This window comes from Brotomerdimonas butyrica (assembly GCF_025567305.1).
GTDB classification, from domain to species: domain Bacteria; phylum Bacillota; class Clostridia; order Peptostreptococcales; family Anaerovoracaceae; genus Lentihominibacter; species Lentihominibacter butyricus.
Genome location: NZ_JAOQJP010000012.1, coordinates 77,945 through 100,298, shown reverse-complemented (window position 1 = coordinate 100,298; position 22,354 = coordinate 77,945). Strand labels below are relative to the sequence as shown.

General features: G+C 46.6%; 18 protein-coding genes and 1 pseudogene. All 19 read left to right on the top strand.

What is annotated here, in order from left to right:
• Positions 1 to 1,104 precede the first annotated feature (1,104 nt).
• The 19 genes and pseudogenes from uvrB (at position 1,105) to OCV59_RS09660 (ending at position 22,341) form a co-directional block, all read left to right on the top strand.
• Complete coding sequence (uvrB, locus tag OCV59_RS09750; protein ID WP_147594288.1) at positions 1,105 to 3,078, top strand: excinuclease ABC subunit UvrB; 1,974 nt, start codon at positions 1,105 to 1,107, stop codon at positions 3,076 to 3,078.
• A gap of 109 nt (positions 3,079 to 3,187) precedes the next feature.
• Positions 3,188 to 6,028, top strand: a complete 2,841-nt coding sequence (gene uvrA, locus OCV59_RS09745) for an excinuclease ABC subunit UvrA (RefSeq protein ID WP_147594287.1) — start codon at positions 3,188 to 3,190, stop codon at positions 6,026 to 6,028.
• Between the two features lie 40 nt (positions 6,029 to 6,068).
• Positions 6,069 to 7,466 (top strand): sigma-54 interaction domain-containing protein, encoded by a 1,398-nt coding sequence (locus tag OCV59_RS09740; RefSeq protein WP_147594286.1) that lies wholly within the window; start codon positions 6,069 to 6,071, stop codon positions 7,464 to 7,466.
• Positions 7,447 to 7,821, top strand: coding sequence for a TnpV protein (locus OCV59_RS09735; RefSeq protein WP_001129922.1), 375 nt, complete (start codon positions 7,447 to 7,449; stop codon positions 7,819 to 7,821). Before OCV59_RS09740 ends, OCV59_RS09735 begins: the two co-directional genes overlap by 20 nt.
• Before the next feature lie 366 nt (positions 7,822 to 8,187).
• Entirely contained in the window at positions 8,188 to 10,107 is a 1,920-nt protein-coding gene (gene tet(O) / locus OCV59_RS09730; protein WP_000691758.1) for a tetracycline resistance ribosomal protection protein Tet(O), read from the top strand.
• 51 nt (positions 10,108 to 10,158) lie between these two features.
• Positions 10,159 to 10,348: pseudogene (locus OCV59_RS09725) on the top strand (cysteine-rich KTR domain-containing protein).
• A 471-nt stretch (positions 10,349 to 10,819) separates the two neighbouring features.
• Positions 10,820 to 11,332 carry a sigma-70 family RNA polymerase sigma factor gene (locus OCV59_RS09720; protein WP_000241709.1) on the top strand — a complete coding sequence of 171 codons (513 nt, stop codon included), beginning with the start codon at positions 10,820 to 10,822 and terminating at the stop codon, positions 11,330 to 11,332.
• A 94-nt stretch (positions 11,333 to 11,426) separates the two neighbouring features.
• Positions 11,427 to 11,852, top strand: a complete 426-nt coding sequence (locus tag OCV59_RS09715) for an RNA polymerase sigma factor (RefSeq protein ID WP_000323895.1) — start codon at positions 11,427 to 11,429, stop codon at positions 11,850 to 11,852.
• A gap of 83 nt (positions 11,853 to 11,935) precedes the next feature.
• Positions 11,936 to 12,106 (top strand): hypothetical protein, encoded by a 171-nt coding sequence (locus OCV59_RS12080; RefSeq protein ID WP_000331638.1) that lies wholly within the window; start codon positions 11,936 to 11,938, stop codon positions 12,104 to 12,106.
• 458 nt (positions 12,107 to 12,564) lie between these two features.
• Complete coding sequence (locus tag OCV59_RS09705; RefSeq protein WP_001170964.1) at positions 12,565 to 13,590, top strand: AAA family ATPase; 1,026 nt, start codon at positions 12,565 to 12,567, stop codon at positions 13,588 to 13,590.
• A 523-nt stretch (positions 13,591 to 14,113) separates the two neighbouring features.
• Entirely contained in the window at positions 14,114 to 15,079 is a 966-nt protein-coding gene (mobV, locus tag OCV59_RS09700) for a MobV family relaxase (protein WP_001820668.1), read from the top strand.
• An 8-nt stretch (positions 15,080 to 15,087) separates the two neighbouring features.
• On the top strand, positions 15,088 to 15,942 hold the full coding sequence (locus OCV59_RS09695; RefSeq protein WP_000743700.1) for a ParB/RepB/Spo0J family partition protein: 855 nt from the start codon (positions 15,088 to 15,090) through the stop codon (positions 15,940 to 15,942).
• Positions 15,943 to 15,987: 45 nt separating this feature from the next.
• A complete protein-coding gene (locus OCV59_RS09690; RefSeq protein ID WP_001206986.1) occupies positions 15,988 to 16,218 on the top strand; it encodes a YdbC family protein in 231 nt (76 codons plus the stop codon).
• Between the two features lie 71 nt (positions 16,219 to 16,289).
• Positions 16,290 to 16,481 (top strand): hypothetical protein, encoded by a 192-nt coding sequence (locus OCV59_RS09685; RefSeq protein WP_001820669.1) that lies wholly within the window; start codon positions 16,290 to 16,292, stop codon positions 16,479 to 16,481.
• A 54-nt stretch (positions 16,482 to 16,535) separates the two neighbouring features.
• Entirely contained in the window at positions 16,536 to 18,392 is a 1,857-nt protein-coding gene (locus tag OCV59_RS09680; protein WP_001820670.1) for a recombinase family protein, read from the top strand.
• A 360-nt stretch (positions 18,393 to 18,752) separates the two neighbouring features.
• On the top strand, positions 18,753 to 19,982 hold the full coding sequence (locus OCV59_RS09675) for a saccharopine dehydrogenase family protein (protein WP_147594285.1): 1,230 nt from the start codon (positions 18,753 to 18,755) through the stop codon (positions 19,980 to 19,982).
• Between the two features lie 39 nt (positions 19,983 to 20,021).
• Positions 20,022 to 20,636 carry a hypothetical protein gene (locus OCV59_RS09670; RefSeq protein ID WP_147594284.1) on the top strand — a complete coding sequence of 205 codons (615 nt, stop codon included), beginning with the start codon at positions 20,022 to 20,024 and terminating at the stop codon, positions 20,634 to 20,636.
• A gap of 29 nt (positions 20,637 to 20,665) precedes the next feature.
• Complete coding sequence (locus OCV59_RS09665) at positions 20,666 to 22,105, top strand: sodium:solute symporter family protein (protein ID WP_147594283.1); 1,440 nt, start codon at positions 20,666 to 20,668, stop codon at positions 22,103 to 22,105.
• Between the two features lie 11 nt (positions 22,106 to 22,116).
• Entirely contained in the window at positions 22,117 to 22,341 is a 225-nt protein-coding gene (locus tag OCV59_RS09660) for a hypothetical protein (protein WP_147594282.1), read from the top strand.
• Positions 22,342 to 22,354 lie beyond the last annotated feature (13 nt).

Sequence of the window (22,354 nt, the reverse complement as noted above, 5' to 3'; positions counted from 1 at the left end):
AGCAATATTTGATTCTATATTGATGTAGCGCCGTATACGAGAACCGTACGTACGGTGCAATGGGAGGGTGAGTATACTCACTCTACCCTATTATGGCTGGAGCGACGGGCGAGGTGTGCTGGTGGAGCTTGCTGAGATGACTGGCCTAGCTGAACCGGAAGAGCTGGCGTAGTTGGCAGAACTGGCAGAACCGGAAGAGCTGGCGGATGAAAAAGGGGGATCCGGCTAGCGGTGGAACGATATGGCCGAGCTGATTTGTGAAGTGTGCTTGTGGAGCTGGTTGGCGAAAATCGCGAGTGGGATTGCTGGTGGAATGGCGGCAGGAATCGTATGAGGAATTGCAGGAGGATTTTGATGGCAAAAAATGTCAAATGCATAAAAACCGCCCGGTTTCAAGGTGTTTCGTAACAGTGCGAATATGGAAAAAAATGTATATACATATCCAGTGCATAAAACGTGCTATGAATGCATAGATATGCAAATCAACCTTAAATAGCAGGCATATTTCCCTTGAACGGGAGCTCTTTACATGAGGGCTTGAACCTGTCTAAGGTTTATTTACGGAAGTAGCTGAAATCGGCTCAAAAAAGTACAATGTACTGTAACAAAATACCTGTTCGGAAGGTGGTTTTCATACATTTCGTGTTTTGATAAAAGCACGGCAGTAAAATCATGAATGCATAATGATTGCATAACAAAATTTTGTAGCGTTATAGGAGATGTGGAGATAGTTTTAATTGGCGTGCGAACGTGCGTTTACAATTAAAAATGGAGGTGTTATAATGGTTTCATACATCAATACGCGGCGTTGCCGCAATGAAGAAACCATTGAAACGCGCTGCGACAAGCTTGCGCGTTATAATGCCTGCGGGTCTCGTACATCAATACGCGGCGTTGCCGCAATGAAGAAACCATTGAAACGCGCCGCGACAAGCTTGCGCGTTATAATGCCTGCGGGTCTCGTACATCAATACGCAGCGTTGCCGCAATGAAGAAACCATTGAAACGCGCTGCGACGAGCTTGCTCGTTATAATACCCGCGGGTCTTGCGCCTCGCATGATATATTTTTGGATTGGATGACCTCTGAAAGGGGGATGATATAAATGACGGAATTCAAAGTGCATTCGGATTTCGAGCCGATGGGGGATCAGCCTCAGGCGATCGAGATCCTTGCGAACGGAATAAAGAACGGGAAACGTGCACAGACGCTTATGGGCGTGACCGGATCAGGGAAAACCTTTACGATGGCGAAGCTCATAGAGAAAGTGCAGAAACCGACGCTCGTGATATCCCATAACAAGACGCTGGCAGCTCAGCTGCACGGCGAGTTCAAGGAATTTTTTCCGGAGAACGCAGTGGAATACTTCGTCTCCTACTACGACTACTATCAGCCGGAGGCGTACGTGGCTTCGACCGACACGTATATAGAAAAGGATTCGGACATCAATGCAGAGATAGAAAAACTCAGGCATTCCGCAACTGCAGCGCTTTCCGAAAGAAGAGACGTGATAATAGTAGCGAGTGTATCGTGCATATACGGACTGGGAAGTCCTATAGACTATGAAAATCAGGTGATCTCTCTGCGGCCGGGCATGGAGAAGGACAGGCAGGAGCTGATGCGAAAGCTCGTCGATATCCAGTACACGAGAAATGATATCGCGATGGATCGCGGCAATTTCAGAGTCAGAGGAGATACGATCGACATATATCCGGCGGGAGCTGAAAATGCCGTCAGGATAGAGCTTTTCGGAGATGAAGTCGAGACCATCAAGGAGATAAATCCTGTCACTGGCGAGATCGTGGGACTCAGGAATCACGTGGCGATATATCCGGCATCGCATTATGTGACGAGCAAGGAGAAGATAGAGCGAGCTGCTCAGACGATAAATGAAGAGCTCGAGGAGCGCATCCAGTGGTTCAGAGACCGCGGCAAGCTGATCGAAGCGCAGCGTATAGAGCAGCGGACGAGATACGATGTGGAAATGCTCAGAGAAGTCGGCACATGCAAAGGCATAGAGAACTACTCGAGGCACATAACGGGACTTGAAGCGGGATGCAGGCCGTATACGCTGATAGACTATATACCGGATGATTTTCTGATAATAATAGATGAATCGCATGTCATGCTTCCGCAGCTTAGGGCGATGTATGCGGGGGACCGGTCGAGGAAGCAGTCTCTGGTGGATTACGGTTTCAGACTGCCGTCGGCGCTTGACAACAGACCGCTGAAATTTGAAGAATTCAACGATCTCATAAATCAGATAGTTTACGTCAGTGCAACGCCTGCGCCTTATGAAAAAGAGCAGAGCGGCGGCATTTCGGCAGAGCAGATAATAAGGCCGACAGGGCTGCTGGATCCTGTGATAGAGATGCACAGCACAGAAGGTCAGATGGACCATCTGATAGGTGAGATAAACAAGACTACAGCAAAAGGAGAGCGAACTCTCATCACGACGCTCACGAAGAAAATGGCAGAGAGCCTGACGGATTATCTGAAAAACGTCGGGATAAAGGTGAGGTATCTGCATTCGGAGATAGATACGCTGGAGAGAATGGAGATAATAAGAGATCTGAGACTCGGGACATTCGATGTGCTGGTAGGCATAAACCTGCTTAGAGAGGGGCTCGATATACCTGAAGTTTCACTCGTGGCCATACTCGATGCCGACAAGGAAGGCTTCCTTCGAACGGAGACCTCGCTGATACAGACTATAGGAAGAGCGGCACGAAATGCCGACAGCCGCGTTATAATGTACTGTGACGGCATAAGTCCGGCGATGAAGTCGGCTATCGACGAAACGGAGCGAAGACGCGCTATACAGGACAAGTATAACAAAGATCACGGCATCGTTCCGCACACTGTAAAGAAAGCGGTCAGAAGCGTCATAGAAGCCACTAAGGCTGCGGAGGATGAAGGAAAATACGAAGGAAAGAGTCCGCTCGAGCTCACGAAGAAAGAGCTGAAGGCATACGTCGGCAAACTCGAGAAGGAAATGAAACAGGCTGCAGCAGACCTGCAGTTCGAGCGTGCCGCCGAGCTCAGAGATGTGATATTCGAATACAAGGCTAGACTGTAAGCATGCCTGTCGGTAAGCATGCCTGTCGGCAGAGGGAGAATGAACTCCGTCGACAGACAGCATGAAATGGCGGAAGAAAAGGGAATAAGAGGATCAACAGGAAGGTAAAATGGCAAAAGATATAATTATAAAGGGAGCCAGAGAAAACAATCTTAAAAATATAGACGTTACCATACCGAGGGACAAGCTTGTCGTGCTGACAGGCCTGTCAGGTTCGGGAAAGTCATCTCTGGCATTTGACACGATATATGCTGAGGGGCAGAGAAAGTACATGGAAAGTCTGTCGTCGTACGCGAGGCAGTTCCTGGGGCAGATGGAAAAGCCGGATGTGGAGTATATAGAAGGACTGTCACCGGCGATCTCGATAGACCAGAAAACTACAAACAAGAATCCGCGTTCCACGGTGGGAACGGTAACTGAAATATACGATTATCTCAGGCTGATGTATGCGAGGATAGGTATACCGCACTGCCCTGTATGCGGCAGAGAGATCACGAGCCAGACTATAGATCAGATAGTCGAACTCCTGATGCTGGAAGGCGAGGGAACGAAACTGACAGTGATGGCGCCTGTGGTAAGACAGAAAAAAGGACAGCATGAGAAAATACTCGAAAGGATCCGTAAGGAAGGATTTACGCGAGTGCGGGTCGACGGTGAGATCAGGATCCTGGGAGAAGAAGAGATAAAGCTCGGGAAGACATTCAAACATACGATAGAGATAGTCGTAGACAGGATAAAAGTCAAGGACGGAGTCCAGAGCAGGCTGGCGGAAGCATGTGAACTTGCGATCGCCCATGGTGACGGACTGGTGCAGGTGATCGTCGACAAAGGTGAAGGGCCTGAGGAAAAGACCTTCAGCACGAGCCTCGCATGCCCTGAGCACGGAGTCAGCATAGAGGAACTCGAACCGAGGATGTTTTCGTTCAACAATCCGCTGGGAGCATGCCCTGAGTGTAACGGGCTCGGCTTCATACAGCGTATCGACCCGGATCTGATAATAACAGATACGGACAAGAGCATCAACGAGAAGTGTCTGAGCAACGTGTTTGCAACGATGGAGTACACCAGCTTCTACTGGCAGGTGATAAATGCGCTTGCAGAGAAATACGGTGCGAGCCTGGATACTCCGTATAAGGATCTGCCGGAAGAATTCAAGCAGGTGCTGCTTTACGGTACCGGTGATGAAAAGCTGCAGTACGTTTATACCAACAGAAACGGCGACACGCAGAACAGAAATCACACTTTCGAGGGTATAATCAATAACCTTGAGAGGAGGTACAGAGAGACCGGCTCCGAGTGGATCAAGGAAAAGATGGAAAAATACATGCGCATCACGCAATGCCCTGTATGTAAAGGCAACAAGCTGAAGCCTGAACTGCTGGCAGTCACTGTGGGCGGAAAGAATATAATGGAATTCTGCGATATGTCAGTTGCCGAAGCGATAGAGTTCGTGTCAGATCTGAAGCTTTCGGAGACACACATGAAGATAGCAGAGGAGATCATCAAAGAGATAAAGGGCAGACTCACATTTCTGGCAAATGTGGGACTGGACTATCTGACTCTTTCGAGAGCGGCAGCGACGCTGTCGGGAGGGGAATCACAGCGTATAAGACTGGCGACTCAGATAGGATCGGGACTTGTCGGAGTGCTTTACATCCTGGATGAGCCGAGCATAGGACTGCATCAGAAGGATAATGAAAAACTGCTGGAAGCGCTGAGAAGACTGACGGATATAGGCAATACGCTTATAGTCGTGGAGCATGACGAAGACACGATGTATGCAGCTGACCACATAGTCGATATCGGTCCGGAGGCCGGAGTCAACGGCGGAGAGCTGGTGGCTCAGGGCACGGTCGAAGACATCATGAACTGCCCTGAATCTATAACGGGCCAGTATCTGAGCGGAAAGAAGAAGATCGAAGTTCCCGAAACGAGGAGAAAAGGCAACGGAAAATTCCTGGAGATCAAGGGCGCTGCCGAGAATAATCTGAAGGGGATAGATGTGAAGATACCTCTGGGCGAGCTCGTATGCGTCACAGGAGTTTCAGGCTCGGGAAAGAGCAGCCTGATCAACGAGATACTGTACAAGGCTGTTGCTGCTGAGATGTACGGAAGCAAGGAAAAGCCAGGTAAATACAAACGTATAAACGGTCTGCAGAATATCGACAAGATCATCGACATAAATCAGGCTCCGATAGGCAGGACGCCGAGATCAAACCCGGCAACATATACGGGAGTGTTCACGCATATAAGAGATCTGTTTTCACAGCTGCCGGAGGCGAAGCTGCGAGGATACGGCAAAGGCCGTTTCAGTTTCAATGTAAAGGGCGGCAGATGCGAGGCCTGCGGCGGTGACGGCATAATCAAGATTGAGATGCATTTCCTGCCGGATGTATATGTGCCTTGTGAAGTCTGCAAGGGAAAACGCTATAATCACGAGACGCTCGAGGTCAAGTACAAGGACAAGAGTATTTTTGACGTGCTCGATATGAACATAGAAGAGGCCGCAGAGTTCTTTCAGAATATACCCGCCATTTCAAGGCAGCTGCAGACGCTGCTCGATGTAGGCATGGGATATATCAAGCTGGGACAGCCAAGCACGCAGCTTTCAGGAGGAGAGGCGCAGAGGATAAAGCTCGCGTCAGAGCTTTCCAAGAAGAGCACGGGAAAGACCCTGTATATCCTGGACGAACCGACGACCGGGCTGCATTTCGCAGATGTAGACAGACTGATAACGGTACTGGACAAGCTGGTCGACGCGGGAAATACGGTAGTAGTGATAGAGCACAATCTCGACGTGATAAAGCGTGCAGACCATATCATCGACCTTGGACCGGACGGAGGATTCAGAGGCGGCATGATCGTGGCGGAGGGGACGCCGGAGGAAGTCGCAGAGGTCGAAGGCTCATATACAGGAGAGTTCCTGAAAAAAATGCTGAAGGCAAGGTGATGATACAGGGCAGAATACCCGAAACGTGTTGGAGAAGAAGATGTACAAGAAATTCATAGAAAAGAATTATAAGGAACTGCTGGGTATACTCAACTGTCTTAAAGTCGGCGTCTATATCACAGACGGCAACGGGAAAACGCTACTGCTCAACAACGAGTCGTGCAAGACAGGCGGACTTGAGCAAAGTGAGACAGTCGGAAAGAACATGCGGGAGCTCGAGCGCATGGGATTTATCGAGGAATCGGTTTCGCTGAAAACGATAGAGAGCGGCAAAGAGGAGATGATCATACAGAACCTCGGAGACGGAGACAAAGTTTATGTCACTGGAACGCCGCTGAAAAGCGATAAAGGCATCGATGTAGTCGTATGCACGGAGCGTGACATAACGGAAACTCTTACTCTTAAAGAGCTTCTGGAAGAAAAGAACAAGGACAATGCGAAGATAAAAGACGAGATCGAATACCTGAGAAAGCAGAATATCGTCATGTGGGGCAACATGATCGCTGAAGATTTCGAGACAAAGCTGCTGGCGGAAAAAGCCACGAGAGTCGCCAAACTCGATGCGACAGTCCTGCTTACAGGGGAGTCCGGAACGGGAAAAGAAGTCTTCGCGAATTTCATATATCAGAACAGCGGGAGAGCAGGCAAGCCTTTTATAAAGGTCAACTGCGCTGCTATACCGGAGAACCTCATGGAGTCAGAGCTTTTCGGATATGAAAAGGGCGCCTTTTCCGGCGCTGACAAAAACGGGAAGGCCGGACTGTTTGAAATGGCCAATCACGGTACGCTGTTTCTCGACGAGGTGGGAGAGATACCGATACATCTGCAGTCGAAGCTGCTGAGAGCCATACAGGAGCGGGAGATAATGCATGTTGGTGGAACAAAGACGATCCCGGTAGATATACGTTTCATAGCAGCTACGAACCGCGATCTCAAAGAAGCGGTCAGAAACGGCACGTTCAGAGGAGATCTTTATTACAGACTGAACGTCATGCCGATAGAGCTGATGCCGCTGAAGGGAAGGAAGAAGGATATAAAGGCTCTTGTTGATTATTTTACAGAAAAGTTCAATGTCACATATAAGCTCAGCAAAGTGGTTTCACCGGAAGCGATGGAAGTCCTGAAGGATTTTGACTGGCCGGGGAACATAAGAGAGCTCGAAAACGTTATAGAAAGACTAATGATAAGCTCTGATGATGAGGTGATCACTAAACGGCAGACAGAAAGGGCGATCGGTGTCCCTACGGACCTGTCAGGAGCTGATCTGTCAGGTATCGAGGGCAGGAGCCTCGAGGAGCTGATGGATGCATATGAAAAAAGCATACTGGAGTCTATGCTGGCAAAATATAAGAGAGCCAGTGATGTAGGACGGATTTTGCGGACATTCAAAATAAAAAAGAATGTGGAGGTAACAGACAATGGCAAAATCATTATTTGAGGAACTGGGCGGCAAATACGAAAGGCAAGGGGATTATTTGATACCGTGCTTAACTGTACCCGCCGAAGAAGAACAGGCAATAGGCATCTGGGGGCAACGGCATTTAGATTATCTAAAACAGTACCGTAAAGTTACATACACCAATCTTCTTACAAGCGGCAGGCTAAACGCCTACCTTGCCGACATCAACAGACAGGCACAGGAACGCTTTGAAAGGCTCATAGAGGGTATGAAACAGGCACAGGGCATAACGGAACAGCTAAAGGCAGAAAACGCCTTAGAATGGACAGGATGCCTCAATAACATAAGGGCTTGTGCGAGGGAGATTGTGGAAAAGGAAATTATTTTTGCATAAACAGATGATTAGTGGCAGGGGGAAATCCTGCCGCTTTTTCTGCTTTAGTTTGTCAGCTTGACAAATAAAGGGTTAAGGAATATAATTAGATTCAGTATTATACAAGGAGTTAATAAATATGCGGCAAGGTATTCTTAAATAAACTGTCAATTTGATAGTGGGAACAAAAAGTAGCAGTCCCGTTTCACTTTTAATATGGGGCTTAGTTTTTTGTACCCAGTTTAAGAATACTTTTATCATGTAATTTTATATGCCCGAAAACATATAAGTGTTTTGGGGCTATTGGAGTTATTTACCCAGTGATAGGAGTATTTATCACTGGGTATTTTTATGCCCTTTTTTGGGTGTTGATAGGAGGAAAATCACATGAAAATAATTAACTTAGGCATTCTGGCTCACGTTGACGCAGGAAAGACAACATTAACGGAAAGTTTATTGTATACCAGTGGTGCAATTGCAGAACTAGGGAGCGTAGATGAAGGCACAACAAGGACAGATACAATGAATTTGGAGCGTCAAAGGGGAATCACTATCCAGACAGCAGTGACATCTTTTCAGTGGGAGGATGTAAAAGTCAACATTATAGATACGCCAGGCCATATGGATTTTTTGGCGGAAGTATACCGTTCTTTATCCGTATTAGACGGAGCAGTATTATTAGTTTCTGCAAAGGATGGCATACAGGCACAGACCCGTATACTGTTTCATGCACTACAGATAATGAAGATTCCGACAATTTTTTTCATCAATAAAATTGACCAAGAGGGGATTGATTTGCCAATGGTATATCGGGAAATGAAAGCAAAGCTTTCTTCGGAAATTATAGTGAAGCAAAAGGTTGGGCAGCATCCCCATATAAATGTAACGGACAATGACGATATGGAACAGTGGGATGCGGTAATTATGGGAAACGATGAACTATTAGAGAAATATATGTCAGGGAAACCGTTTAAAATGTCAGAACTGGAACAGGAAGAAAACAGGAGATTCCAAAACGGAACGTTATTTCCCGTTTATCACGGAAGCGCTAAAAACAATCTGGGGATTCGGCAGCTTATAGAAGTAATTGCCAGTAAATTTTATTCATCAACGCCTGAAGGTCAATCTGAACTATGCGGGCAGGTTTTTAAGATTGAATATTCAGAGAAAAGGCGGCGTTTTGTTTATGTGCGTATATATAGCGGAACATTGCATTTGAGGGATGTTATTAGAATATCTGAAAAAGAGAAAATAAAAATCACAGAGATGTGTGTTCCGACAAACGGTGAATTATATTCATCCGATACAGCCTGCTCTGGTGATATTGTAATTTTACCAAATGATGTTTTGCAGCTAAACAGTATTTTGGGGAACGAAATACTGTTGCCGCAGAGAAAATTTATTGAAAATCCTCTCCCTATGCTCCAAACAACGATTGCAGTAAAGAAATCTGAACAGCGGGAAATATTGCTTGGGGCACTTACAGAAATTTCAGATGGCGACCCTCTTTTAAAATATTATGTGGATACTACAACGCATGAGATTATACTTTCTTTTTTGGGGAATGTGCAGATGGAAGTCATTTGTGCCATCCTTGAGGAAAAATATCATGTGGAGGCAGAAATAAAAGAGCCTACTGTTATATATATGGAAAGACCGCTTAGAAAAGCAGAATATACCATCCACATAGAAGTCCCGCCAAATCCTTTCTGGGCTTCTGTCGGGTTGTCCATAGAGCCGCTCCCTATTGGAAGCGGAGTGCAGTATGAAAGCAGAGTTTCACTTGGATATTTAAATCAATCGTTCCAAAATGCGGTTATGGAGGGGGTTCTTTATGGCTGCGAGCAGGGGCTGTATGGATGGAAAGTGACAGACTGTAAAATCTGTTTTGAATATGGATTGTATTATAGTCCTGTAAGTACCCCCGCAGACTTTCGGCTGCTTTCCCCTATCGTATTGGAGCAGGCTTTAAAAAAAGCAGGGACAGAACTATTAGAGCCATATCTCCACTTTGAAATTTATGCACCGCAGGAATATCTCTCACGGGCGTATCATGATGCTCCAAGGTATTGTGCAGATATTGTAAGTACTCAGATAAAGAATGACGAGGTCATTCTGAAAGGAGAAATCCCTGCTAGATGTATTCAAGAATACAGGAACGATTTAACTTATTTCACAAATGGGCAGGGAGTCTGCTTGACAGAGTTAAAAGGATACCAGCCAGCTATTGGTAAATTTATTTGCCAACCCCGCCGCCCGAATAGCCGTATAGATAAGGTTCGGCATATGTTCCACAAGTTAGCTTAACAGCTTGCAAAAGTCATATAAAATGAGATTTGAAAGGATTAGAGACTAATTATGATGAAATGCGAATGGATATTGTGTCCTGTTTGTGGGAGCAAAACCCGTAATAAAATTAGGAAGGACACTGTTTTGGAGAATTATCCCCTTTATTGTCCAAAATGCAGACAAGAAAGATTGATTAAAGTTGACAACTTGAAGATAACTGTCATCAAAGAGCCAGACGCTTAAGACGCAGAGCCGATGAAATTGTGGAACAATTCACGAATCATCGGCTCTTTTTGTTTCGTATTTGAAAGAACAAACTCACCAAATAAAAAAAACGATATTCGGGTGGGTTATTTTGTTATACCCTAAATTACCCTCTGAATTTGTTTTTAAATTTGGAGGGATTTTTTTATGTCCTTTTTTCGGGCAGTTATCTATCTGCTCATACGAAGCAAAATTTATCAATACATAGCATATCAGAGAACGGCAGGAAACCAGTTAAAAAAATTTCTGCCAGTGCAACGGTACTTCTCACCTTGAAAGTAGAAGTACAATCTCCATACAATAGAATTACTATTTCCTATAACCGTAAAGGTCACAGAGCCTTTGCGGTTTTTCTTTTGTCGATTTTTGTTGGAAAGTGCCGTAGGGCTGTTTCTGATATGCGGTGTCGTTCTCCGCCTCTCCATCTGGATTTTTTACATTTCAAAAATTCAGATGGGAGGTATTTATGGTGAAATATGCACCAAGAAAGGTATATATCAGAGAAAGTGGCGGCTATGTGGAATTATCCTACACGGAGTTCTGCCGTTGCAGGGAATCCGACCAGACCTATATGGACAAGCTGTTTATCCCCATTCAAGGCTGTCTGCTTGAAGTCGTGAGGGAGCAATACACAGACTTCTACCGTGACAAGGAACGGTGGCGTTATCTGCAAAAATTAGATACAAAGAATAGACTGCTATCTCTCGACGGATTTACGGACAGCGAGGGGAATCCTCTGGACTTTATCACTGATGAAGCGGTGGACATTGCAGAAACCGTTGTCAATGCGGTCATGGTGGACAGGCTGAAAGCCGCCCTGCCTTTGCTGTCGGATAGTGAACAGGAGCTGATACAGGCAATCTTTTTTGACGGACTTTCCGAGCGTGAAGTCGGGGCGAGGTTGGGCATAACCCAGAGCGTTGTAAACAAACGCAAAGCCAGAATCCTAATAAAACTAAGAAAGATAATAGAAAATTAAAATTTAAGGCGTTCAGCCCCCTTGTTTTTTCCTTTGGGAAGATGAGGGGGCTTTTCTCTGCCCTCTCAATCAATTCTGATTGGAGGAAGTAAGAATGGCATACAACCACGGACGGGAGGACAGGAAATGGCGTATCTGGAAAGAAGCGGAGGAAAAGCTGCTGCGTGAGTGCGGCGTTGATGAAGCGACCATTGAGCAGATACGCATGGCGGACAGGGCAGACTTCAATTCCAACAGGCGGTTTTACCGATGGACGAATGACGTTGCGGAATATCTTGAGGACATGGCAGGCAGGGAGCGGCAGGCGGAAGTGGGTACGGTTGCGGAGTTACTGGAAGAGATTGAGAGCGAAAATCTCTATCAAGTATTAGTCACGGTGGACGGGCGTACCTTGAAAATCGTCCTGCTGAAAATGCAGGGGTATTCCACAAAGGAGATTGCCCCGCTTGTGCATTTGACGACTGGTGCCATCTATGCGAGGTTAGACCATCTGCGGAAGAAGCTGCGGAAAATTTTATAGCTTCTAAAACAGCCTGCCATCCTGCGGGCTACTGGGTGAGGGATGGAAATCCCCTCACTCATTTTTTGCAGGAGGACAACAGGATGGCATACAGGGTTAAGGCATACACGCTTCGGGAGGAATCCACGGAAAGCGGCACAAGGTATTTTATCAGCTTTAAGGACGGGCAGGGCAAATCCCACGAGTTGGAAGTGTCGGAACAGTTCTTTATGGAGTTTCGGCAGATGGAGCGCAGGAACAGGAATCTTTTCTAATGGGACGAGCGGCACAGGGAGTTTAACGAGGTATGGGACGAAACCCTTTACAGACGGGCGTTGCGTGTGCCTAAGAGCCTTGATGAACGCATGGTTGAGGAAGAACGGAATGAAACGCTCTATAAGGCGGTTGGGAGCCTTCCAGAGATACAAAGGCGGCGTTTCCTGCTCTACTACGAGTATGAGTTCAATTTTTACCAAATCGCCGCTATGGAGCATTGCACCGCTTCGGCAATACAGAAATCTGTTGCGATTGCAAAGGAGAAAGTAAAGGCGGAAATTGAAGAAATATCTCCAACCGTGACCGACACCGCCCGAAAAAGAAATCTGTTTTTTATTTGTGTGGGATTGGCGGCATTACATACTCTCACTTTTTTCCGTGGGAGTAAATCTATTTTTAAGGAGGTCAACGCCTATGTGCAACGAAAACAAAGACACCGCCCGAAAGGAGGAAAGCCATGCAGAAGTTACAGACAGTCAACGCCGAAACGCTCCTTTATGAACCGCTTGAGAAACCATCCTTTGTGGTGGACAGCCTTATCCCGACAGGCTTATCGCTGTTCTGCGGCTCACAGAAGATAGGCAAAAGCTGGCTCATGCTGAAGCTATGCTTATGCGTGTCGCAGGGAATCCCTTTATGGGATATGCCGACAATGGAGGGCGATGTGCTTTACCTCTGCCTTGAGGACACGTTCTGCCGCATACAGGACAGGTTATTTCGTTTGACGGACGAAGCAAGCGGGCGGCTCCACTTTGCCGTGGCAAGCTGCAAGCTGTCAGACGGTCTTATCGTGCAGCTTGAAGATTATCTGAAAGATTACCCAGACAGCAGGCTCATTGTCATTGATACCTTGCAGAAAGTCCGTACAGCTTCAAAAGACAATGCCTATGCAAGCGACTATGGGGACATCTCCCTCATCAAAGACTTTGCCGACAGGCACTCTCTGGCGGTCATTGTCGTACACCACATCCGAAAGCAGAATGACAGCGACGTGTTCAACAAGGTGTCTGGGACGACAGGATTAACGGGGAGTGCGGACGCTACCTTTGTTCTGGAAAAGGAGAAACGTGCGTCTGACACCGCCAAGCTGTATGTGACGGGCAGGGACACGCCTTATCAGGAATACACGCTGCGTTTCCGTGATTGCCGTTGGGAGCTTGTGGAGCGGAAAACGCAGGAGCAGCTTGCGAAAGAAACGATACCAGATGTCCTTTTTCGGTTGGTGGATTTTATGAGGGATAAGGAAGAATGGATAGGCACGGCAACGGAACTGTTAGCCGCTATGGGGGAAACGGAAACCATACCCACGGTGATTACGAAATGGCTGAATGAATACCGCACCACATTTTTAAGCGAGAACCGTATCTGCTACCAGTACAGCCGCAGGAAAGACGGCAGGCGGATTGCCCTTGCAAGGAGGGCGGGTGACAGCGGTGATGGTGGTGACAGCGATATTAGGATACCCCCCTGTTACTGTCATTGACGCTTAAAGCCATGTAAAGCTGGCGGCTCTGCCCTGCGGGTGACAGCAGTGACGGTGGTGACAGTGATTTTAGGATACCCTGCCGCTGTCATCCCTACGGGAGAACACCCCGTAAACGCAAAATGCAGGCGTGAGATTTACTCGCCCTTTTCGGTCGTGTAAAACCACCCCTGCGGTCAGAAAAATCATTCCGATTTTTCCGACTGCGTTTACAGGGTGTAACACACTACACTTTGCCCTGCAAAGTCGTGTGCCAGACGTTCCCTCTGGACTCCCTTAAGGCAGGGCTGTGCCCTGCTATCCTACGCCTTACGGCTTCGGATAAAAGAATGGCGGCATGACGGTGACGGCTCTTGCGAGGGGGGTATCCCAAAAACACCGTCATCATCGACATGACCGTCATGCAGGGGGTGAGGGTGACAGTTGCGGCAGTCGGCAGGGGTATCCCAAAACTGCTGTCACCACCGTCACCGCTGTCACCCCAAAGGACGGTCACCCGCCGAAAGAAAGGAGGAATCCGCCTATGCCTTATGCAATCCTGCGTTTCCAGAAACGAAAAGCGGGCGGCGTTGCGGCTTGTGAACGCCACAACGAGCGGAAGAAAGAAGCCTACAAAAGCAACCCAGATATAGATATGGAACGCTCTAAAAACAATTACCATCTCATAGCACCACCAAAGTACACCTACAAGAAAGAGATTAACCGCATGGTAGCCGAAGCGGGGTGCAGGACAAGGAAAGACAGCGTGATGATGGTGGAAACGCTCATCACAGCTTCACCAGAATTTATGAACCAGTTACCGCCCGAAGAACAAAAAGCGTATTTCCAGACGGCTCTTGACTTCATTTCGGAGCGTGTTGGAAAGCAGAATATCCTCTCCGCTGTCGTCCATATGGACGAGAGAACGCCCCATATGCACCTCTGCTTTGTGCCGATTACGCCAGACAATAAGCTGTCAGCGAAAGCTATCTTAGGCAACCAGAAATCATTATCCGAGTGGCAGACCGCCTACCATGAGCGGATGTCCTCACGGTGGAATCAGCTTGAACGGGGGCAGTCCTCAATGGAAACCAAGCGGAAACACGTCCCCACATGGCTCTATAAATTAGGCGGCAGGCTTGATAAACAGTATGAAGAAATCGTGTCTGCCCTATCCGACATCAACGCCTTTAACGCAGGGAAGAAAAGGGATAAAGCGTTAGATTTACTCTCTGCATGGCTGCCAGACGTGGAGAAATTCTCTAAGGAAATCGGGAAACAGCAGGCGTATATCGACAGTTTGAAAGAGAGAATTGGGCAGGAATCAGACTATGCGGGGCGTATGCGTGATGAAAAGTACGAGCAGGAACTAAAGGTGCAGAAAGCGAATCAGAAGATATTTGAATTGCAGAGAACCAACGAGCAGATGGGGCGGCTGCTGTCAAAAATACCGCCCGAAGTGTTGGAAGAATTGCAGAAAAATCATAGAAGCAGAGCGAAAGAAAGGTAGATATGTGAATGAAGAAACAGGATTTTAAGGTGTTAAAGACCAAAGACTTGTACCCGTTCCCCGACAATCCGTTTCATGTGGCAGAAGATGAAACACTGTCAGAGTTAGCGGAAAGCATCAAGGAATTTGGCATTGTCACGCCGATAATCACACGCCCGAAAGAGGACGGGGACGGTTATGAAGTGATTGCAGGACAGCGGCGTGTCCGTGCTTCTGAACTTGCAGGGATAAATACCGTGCCTGCGTTTGTCCTGCCCTTAGACCGTGACCGAGCCATCATCACCCTTGTAGACAGCAATTTGCAGCGTGAGAATATCCTGCCATCGGAGCGGGCGTTTGCTTACAAGATGAAATCCGAAGCCATGAAGCGGCAGGGTTTCCGCACAGACTTAACCTCGTCACAAGTTGTGACGAAGTTGCGGACGGACGACAAGGTGGCACAGGGCTTCGGCGTGGGCAGGATGACCGTGCAGCGTTTTATCCGCCTGACGGAACTGATACCGCCGATTTTGCAGATGGTGGACGAGGGGAAAATCGCCCTCACGCCTGCGGTGGAACTGTCCTTCTTGAAGAAAGACGAGCAGGAAAACCTCTTTGCCACGATGGAGAGCGAAGAAGCAACGCCCTCACTCTCACAGGCACAGCGGATGAAACAGTTAAGCCAGAGCGGGCGGCTTGACATGGATACGATATTTGCGATTATGACGGAGGAAAAGGGCAACCAGAAAGAAACCTTGAAAATCAACACAAGCAAGCTGAAAAAATACTTTCCGAAGAACACAACGCCGAAGCAGATGGAGGAAACCATCATCAAACTTTTGGAGCGTGAGTTGCAGAGGAAACGCAACCGTGACAGCCGCTAATCTTCTTTTTTCGGGAAGTAAATACAGAGAGTTGAGGTATGGAGAATGAGAGAAATCCAGTATGAAATCGTAAAGGAAATCGCAGTATTGTCTACGGGCGACAGTGGCTACACAAAGGAAATCAATCTCATTTCATGGAATGGGAAAGAGCCGAAGTATGACATCCGCAGCTTTTCCCCGAACCGTGAAAAGTGCGGCAAGGGAATCACGCTGAACGCTGATGAAGCGGCGGCACTCCTTAAAGCATTACAGAAAGAATTAAACAGCGAGGATTAATGGTATCTGATTGGCAGGGCGGGGACATTTCCAAACTCTTCCCTGCCCTGTCTGGAAAGGAAGATTTAAGTATGGGCGAGGATAAGAAAGCAGATAAAAAGAGAAAGCGTATCGTGCCAAAAGCACCAGTGCAGATGATAATCAGCCGTGAATATGTCGGCACACAGACCGTTACAGAAGCGTTTGTCCCGATTATCTCCGAGGATATTCGGAAGAAGATTGCCGAGGGCGACACCTTCGACAATGAGGGGCTGTCCGCTTAGAATGTACGCAATGGGGCATGAAAACAGATAGGACAGATACGGAGGTTTTACAGTATGGCAGGAATCAAAGAAGAAAAGAAAATCTATTTAGTCGGCATTTATTGCCGCTTATCTAAAGACGATGGTACGGATAACGAGAGTGCGAGCATTGCGACACAGAAATCCATCCTCACGGATTATGTGAAAAAGCAGGGATGGCACATAGCAAAAACGTATGTGGACGATGGTTATTCTGGTACAAATTTCCAAAGACCAAGTTTCCAGAATATGATAAAAGACATTGAAAGCGGTCTGATAAACTGCGTGATTACGAAAGATTTATCCCGTCTGGGGAGAAACTATCTTGATTGTGGGTTATATCTGGAAGTTTTCTTCCCAGAGCATAACGTGAGGTATATAGCGGTCAATGACGGCGTAGATACCTTGAATAAATCTGCTATGGACATCACGCCTTTCCGCAACATTTTAAACGAAATGTATGCCGCTGACATATCTGTTAAGATAAAATCGGCATATCGGGCGAGGTTTCAACAGGGGAAATTCATGGGAACTACCGCCCCTTATGGCTATATCAAAGACCCTGCCGACCACAACCATCTGCTGATAGATGATAAAGTGGCACATGTTGTAAAAGAGATATTCGACCTTGCATTAAAAGGGAATGGAGTTGCCAAAATTTGCAGACATCTTAATAAACAGCATATCCTACGCCCTGCCGCTTATGCGGCGGAGCGTGGCGAAACAGGCTTTGAACGTCATTTTGAGGGGAACGAGGACAAACGCTATATTTGGAGTGGGAACAGCGTGAGGAGCATTTTAAGAAGCCCGATATATGCGGGAAATCTTGTAGGCTACAAACGGATTGCCGCCAATATGAAAAGCAAGAAACGCCCCTCTAAGCTGCCCGAAGAATGGGAAGTGATACCCAATACCCATGAGGGAATAGTCACGCAGGAGGAATTTGATATTGTCCAACAGCTTATTACAAGTCGTAGGCTTCCACAGAACAAGGGAGGATTTGTAAATATTTTTGCAGGCGTTATCAAGTGTGTGGACTGCGGATGTGCTCTGCGGGCAATGAACGTACACAGGAGGAAACGCCCAGAGATTATCGACTGTGTACAGTATTCATGTAATAATTATGCAAGAAACGGAAGAAGCGAGTGTAGTGCCCACAATATAGAAGCAAGGGATTTATTCAATGCCGTTCTTGCCGACATCAACTGTTTTGCGGATATGGCAGTGAATGATGAAAAGGCGGTCAGGGCCATAGAAAAGCGGCTCACGGAAACAGACCAGAGCAGGGCGAAAGCATTAGAGAAAGAACGTAAGAAGCTGAACAAACGCCTTGCGGAACTGGACAGGCTGTTTTCCTCTCTCTACGAGGATAAGGTCATGGAGCGTATTACCGAGCGGAATTTTGAGATGATGTCGGGGAAATACCAGAAAGAGCAGCTTGAAATTGAAGCAAGGCTGAAAGAGGTGACGGAAACTCTTAATGAAAGCTACGAGAAATCACGGGGAATCCGTGACTTCCTCGCCCTTATCCGAAATTATCAAGGCTTAAAAGAACTGGATGCAACAGTTATAAACGCACTCATAGACAAGATACTTGTTTCGGAGCGTGAGAAGATGGCAGACGGAACAGTGAAGCAGGAAATCAAGATTTACTATAAATTCATCGGCTTTGTCGATGAATTACATATCATACCTACAAAACGGTGGGCAGCAATGCCCGCTAAAAATTGTACGGTGTGCGGCGTTGAATATGTCCCGGGCTCTGGTGCATCAAGGTATTGTCCTGCTTGTGCCAAGAAGATACGGAGGGAGAAATCAAACGAGAGCAAACGCAGGAGCAGAGAACAGAAAAGGATAGCATGTATGAACTGTCCGCAAAAAATGACCGACTGAAGTCGGACGTGCGCTGAATGTCAATAAATCAACATTGTCACGACGAATGAAGAAATACGGCCTTGAATAGCATGGTTTCAGAAATGGAACTGCAGTATTTTAAAAATGAAACAAAAAAGACGGTAAAAAACCAAAAATGGGGCATTTTGTTTTAAAAATGAAACGAAATACCCTGTTTTTGATGTTTTTGAAGAAAAAATATGCGAAATAGTGTGACTTTACAGTATAATTAAACCCATAGAACGTTGGAAATTCAACGTTTCTAAAAAACAGCTCACAAGTTGGCACGCCTTTTGCTTTATATATTTGCATCGCGATACAAAAAGGATCCTATCAAATATATGAAGGAGGACTTATAACATGAAAGTATTGATCGTAGGAGCAGGCGGTCAGGGCGGTGCTTGTGCATCGATCCTCGCAAGACAGGAAGCAGTAGAAGAAATAAGGCTCGTGGATTTAAAAGAAGAAACCGCAAAAGCCGTTGCAGATAAAATCGGAAGCTCTAAAGTGAAGACTGGTTCAGTAAACGCAACAGACCCTGATGACGTTGCAAAAGCAGCTGAAGGTGTAGATGTAGTAGTAGATATGGTTATGCCCTGGATGGTAACTTACGTTATGAAGGGAGCTTTAAAGGCAGGAGCAAACTATATCAATACTGCATTCGATGCTCCTTACTGGGACGAGTTCCTGGAAGGAAAATCTGTTGATGAACTCACACTTTGCAAGGAATTCAAAGAAGCAGGACTTACAGCACTCTTCGGATGCGGATTCGCTCCGGGAATGACAAACGTTCTGGCAAGAAAATTTGCAAACAAGCTGGATACAGTAGACAGCATCAAGATGAGAATAGGTAAAGCTAATCTGGTTCCGGGAGAAGGACCTTATGACTGGGTACTCCGCCCATGGAATCCGGGATGGTCGCCAAAACAGGCGCTCGTTGACTGTGCATCATCGACATATGCACTGGAAGACGGCAAATATGTGAAGTATCCGCCATTCGGAGGAATCGAAATGTGCGATTTCCCTGAACCGGTAGGAACACTGCCTGTTACGCACCATTCTCATGAAGAGATATACAGCATGCCGGCTACTTTCAAAGGCGTAAAGGATCTGGACTTCAAGTATTACATGATGTACCAGCCGGCAATGTTCTACGCTTCAGGGTTATGCTCGCAGGAAAAAGTGAAGGTAGGCGATGTAGAAGTCGCACCTATAGATGTAGTTGCAGCAATGGTTCCGCCTCCGCAGAACAACATTTTTGGAGCAACAGAAGAAGAGCTTGCAGAAGCCGACAAGAGAGCATTCATAGAACTTATTGTTGAAGTCAGTGGTGAAAAGGACGGAAAGAAAGTTACTTACAAGGCAAACTGCCCTAAAATGAATGCTCCCGGCCCTGAGCTCAAGAGATTGTACGGAACAGCGCTCGTATATGTAGCACTGCCGCTCGCTATAGGAACTACGATCCTCGGAGACACAGACCTGAAGAAAGGCATCGTGTTCTCGGATGAACTTGATCCTGACGATTTCCTCAAGAGAATGATGGATACCGGATATCCTTACAAGTGGAAAGAAAGCGTGATAGAAGGATAGTTTACTTCAAAAACTGGAAAGGTTGAATCAGGTGGCGATATGGTAAAACGGTTGAATGAAAAAAAGATGCAAAGTAATTTCATGCATACTGACATAGTACGCAGCAGCGAGGATGCTGTTGAAGAAAAGGTGAAGCTTTTGCACGGCAGCATCTTCGGCAAACCTCTAATAAAATTTGAAATCGATTCCATGAGAGACGTTTGGGTACCGTATTGCTATCTGGTTTATCATTATACCCTCAGCAGAAATGCTTACTTTAGGAAGAAAGGTCCTGCACGTGAGGGGAAGGTTGCTGTAGTCTTTGACCTCAACGAGATGCATCCTATTCAGTACGACATTTACGAGAGTGGAGATCTGAAGCTCGTGAGCAGGAAAAAAAGCGAAGACAGACAACTGATCCGTACGAATGTGCAGGATGAAGAAATCTTCAGACAGACAGAGCAGCATATTCAGATGAAGATAATGAAACGGTTTTACGGTAAACAGGGAGACCTTAAACTGATCAACAGACAGAATTTTTATAGACCCGCAATTGAACTTGGAGTTATTTACAGAAACGAGAATTTAAACAAGAGATATGTGTATCTCGATGAATTCGGTATTCAGAGCGAACATATCCTGGGGCTCAAATACCGTGTCGAACACAAATCCTGATTCAAGGAATTATTTACGGAGGGAATGATATGATAGATTTTACCAAAATGTGGTCTGGACTGGACTGGGGTGTAATCGTTCTATACTTTGTTTTTATCATTGCTGTCGGACTCACGATGAGAAGACGTGCAAGCAAGAATATGAAGAGCTACTTCGTAGCAGCAAGACGACTGACTATACCGGTGCTGATCGGTGTAGGTGCAGCGAGCTGGATCGATTCATGGTCGATCGTAGGACTGGCTGAGTGCGGTACCACGATGGGTATATGTATACTCTTCATATACGTTATTCCTAATACGATACTCAGACTGCCGCTGGCACTGTGGATCGGACCTCTCGTAAGAGACAGGATGCCTGACTGGGTAATCACGATGCCTGACCTTATGGAATACATGTACAGCAGAAACACTAAACTGATCATGGCTATCGGAATGCTTTGTCCGGTACTGTATGAGGCTGCACTGCTCACAGCAGGCGGACAGGTCATCTCATATGTTACAGGAATAAACATGTGGGTGGCATTCATAATCTTAGGGCTTATAATAGTAGGATATACTTCACTTTCAGGCATGTTCGGACTTGCTGTTACAGATATGGTACAGTTCGTTATCATGTCGATCGCAGCAGGCGTGCTCTGCGTAGGTATGTTCATGCATTTTGACGGATTCGCACCGATATTCGAGCAGGCTCATACAATAGATCCAAACCTGACATCACCTTCAGGCGGTCTCAGTGGTATGGAAATGCTTTCGTGGGCTATAGGCGCTGTTGCTATGTACGCTAATTCACAGTCGTACCAGAGATTCGGATCATCGAAGTCAGGAGGAGACATCAAGGTTTCATATTCGTGTATCATGCTGTTCAGTGTAGCATTCAGCACTATCATGGTACTGGCAGGAATGGCTGCCCTTGTTCAGTATCCTGAGGTAGCGGCAGAGTCACCTTCACAGGCATTCTGGGCTATCGTATTCGAAACACTGCCTATCGGTCTTAGAGGGTTGTTCGTTGCAGCACTGCTGTCTGCAGTAATGTCTACAGTAAGTGCAGACTATCTGATTGCAGGTGCAGTTGTCGTTCACGATATCTACAGAGGCTTCATAAACAAGAACCTCACAGACAAGGGCGAAGTAGTGGCTACAAAGGTAGTTATTGCAGCAATAGGAATAATTATCATATTCGCTACGTATTTCTGGCAGGATGGTATTTCAAAGGCTTACTACTACATCGGAGGATTCCAGGTAGCAGCATTCTTTGTACCACTCATGTTCGGACTCTTTTACAAGAAGAAAACTGCAGCTGCAGGTTTCTGGAGTCTGCTGCTTGCAATCGTTATGTACATGGTTTGGCAGTTCATACTTCAGTGCCCGGCAGGCATACCTACGAACCTTGCATGTATCATCTTCAGCATCGTAGTTTATGTGGTTATTGCTAAGGCTACTTATAAAGAAAACGCGCAGTTAAGTGCATAAGGAGGTCTGTAATGGATAATAAAGCAGAAGCAAGGAAACAGAAGCTTGCATACTTCTGGACGATAGTAACTGTTATCGCATCGATCATAATAGGAGCAGGTGTTATCATGCAGTCATCTGTACTGCTGCCGGTAGTTCTTGCAGCGATTGCTATTTGTTTCGGGCCGGTATGTGGTATCCTTTATCTGATGGAAATAAAGAAGGGCGTACTGTCCGTAGAAGAGGAAGAAGAATAGGAGAGCCATAAAG

Coding starts and splice junctions, on each gene's coding strand:
- uvrB (WP_147594288.1), top strand. CDS start 1,105: ATGACGGAATTCAAAGTGCATTCGGATTTCGAGCCGATGGGGGATCAG.
- uvrA (WP_147594287.1), top strand. CDS start 3,188: ATGGCAAAAGATATAATTATAAAGGGAGCCAGAGAAAACAATCTTAAA.
- OCV59_RS09740 (WP_147594286.1), top strand. CDS start 6,069: ATGTACAAGAAATTCATAGAAAAGAATTATAAGGAACTGCTGGGTATA.
- OCV59_RS09735 (WP_001129922.1), top strand. CDS start 7,447: ATGGCAAAATCATTATTTGAGGAACTGGGCGGCAAATACGAAAGGCAA.
- OCV59_RS09720 (WP_000241709.1), top strand. CDS start 10,820: ATGGTGAAATATGCACCAAGAAAGGTATATATCAGAGAAAGTGGCGGC.
- OCV59_RS09715 (WP_000323895.1), top strand. CDS start 11,427: ATGGCATACAACCACGGACGGGAGGACAGGAAATGGCGTATCTGGAAA.
- OCV59_RS12080 (WP_000331638.1), top strand. CDS start 11,936: ATGGCATACAGGGTTAAGGCATACACGCTTCGGGAGGAATCCACGGAA.
- OCV59_RS09705 (WP_001170964.1), top strand. CDS start 12,565: ATGCAGAAGTTACAGACAGTCAACGCCGAAACGCTCCTTTATGAACCG.
- mobV (WP_001820668.1), top strand. CDS start 14,114: ATGCCTTATGCAATCCTGCGTTTCCAGAAACGAAAAGCGGGCGGCGTT.
- OCV59_RS09695 (WP_000743700.1), top strand. CDS start 15,088: ATGAAGAAACAGGATTTTAAGGTGTTAAAGACCAAAGACTTGTACCCG.
- OCV59_RS09690 (WP_001206986.1), top strand. CDS start 15,988: ATGAGAGAAATCCAGTATGAAATCGTAAAGGAAATCGCAGTATTGTCT.
- OCV59_RS09685 (WP_001820669.1), top strand. CDS start 16,290: ATGGGCGAGGATAAGAAAGCAGATAAAAAGAGAAAGCGTATCGTGCCA.
- OCV59_RS09680 (WP_001820670.1), top strand. CDS start 16,536: ATGGCAGGAATCAAAGAAGAAAAGAAAATCTATTTAGTCGGCATTTAT.
- OCV59_RS09675 (WP_147594285.1), top strand. CDS start 18,753: ATGAAAGTATTGATCGTAGGAGCAGGCGGTCAGGGCGGTGCTTGTGCA.
- OCV59_RS09670 (WP_147594284.1), top strand. CDS start 20,022: ATGGTAAAACGGTTGAATGAAAAAAAGATGCAAAGTAATTTCATGCAT.
- OCV59_RS09665 (WP_147594283.1), top strand. CDS start 20,666: ATGATAGATTTTACCAAAATGTGGTCTGGACTGGACTGGGGTGTAATC.
- OCV59_RS09660 (WP_147594282.1), top strand. CDS start 22,117: ATGGATAATAAAGCAGAAGCAAGGAAACAGAAGCTTGCATACTTCTGG.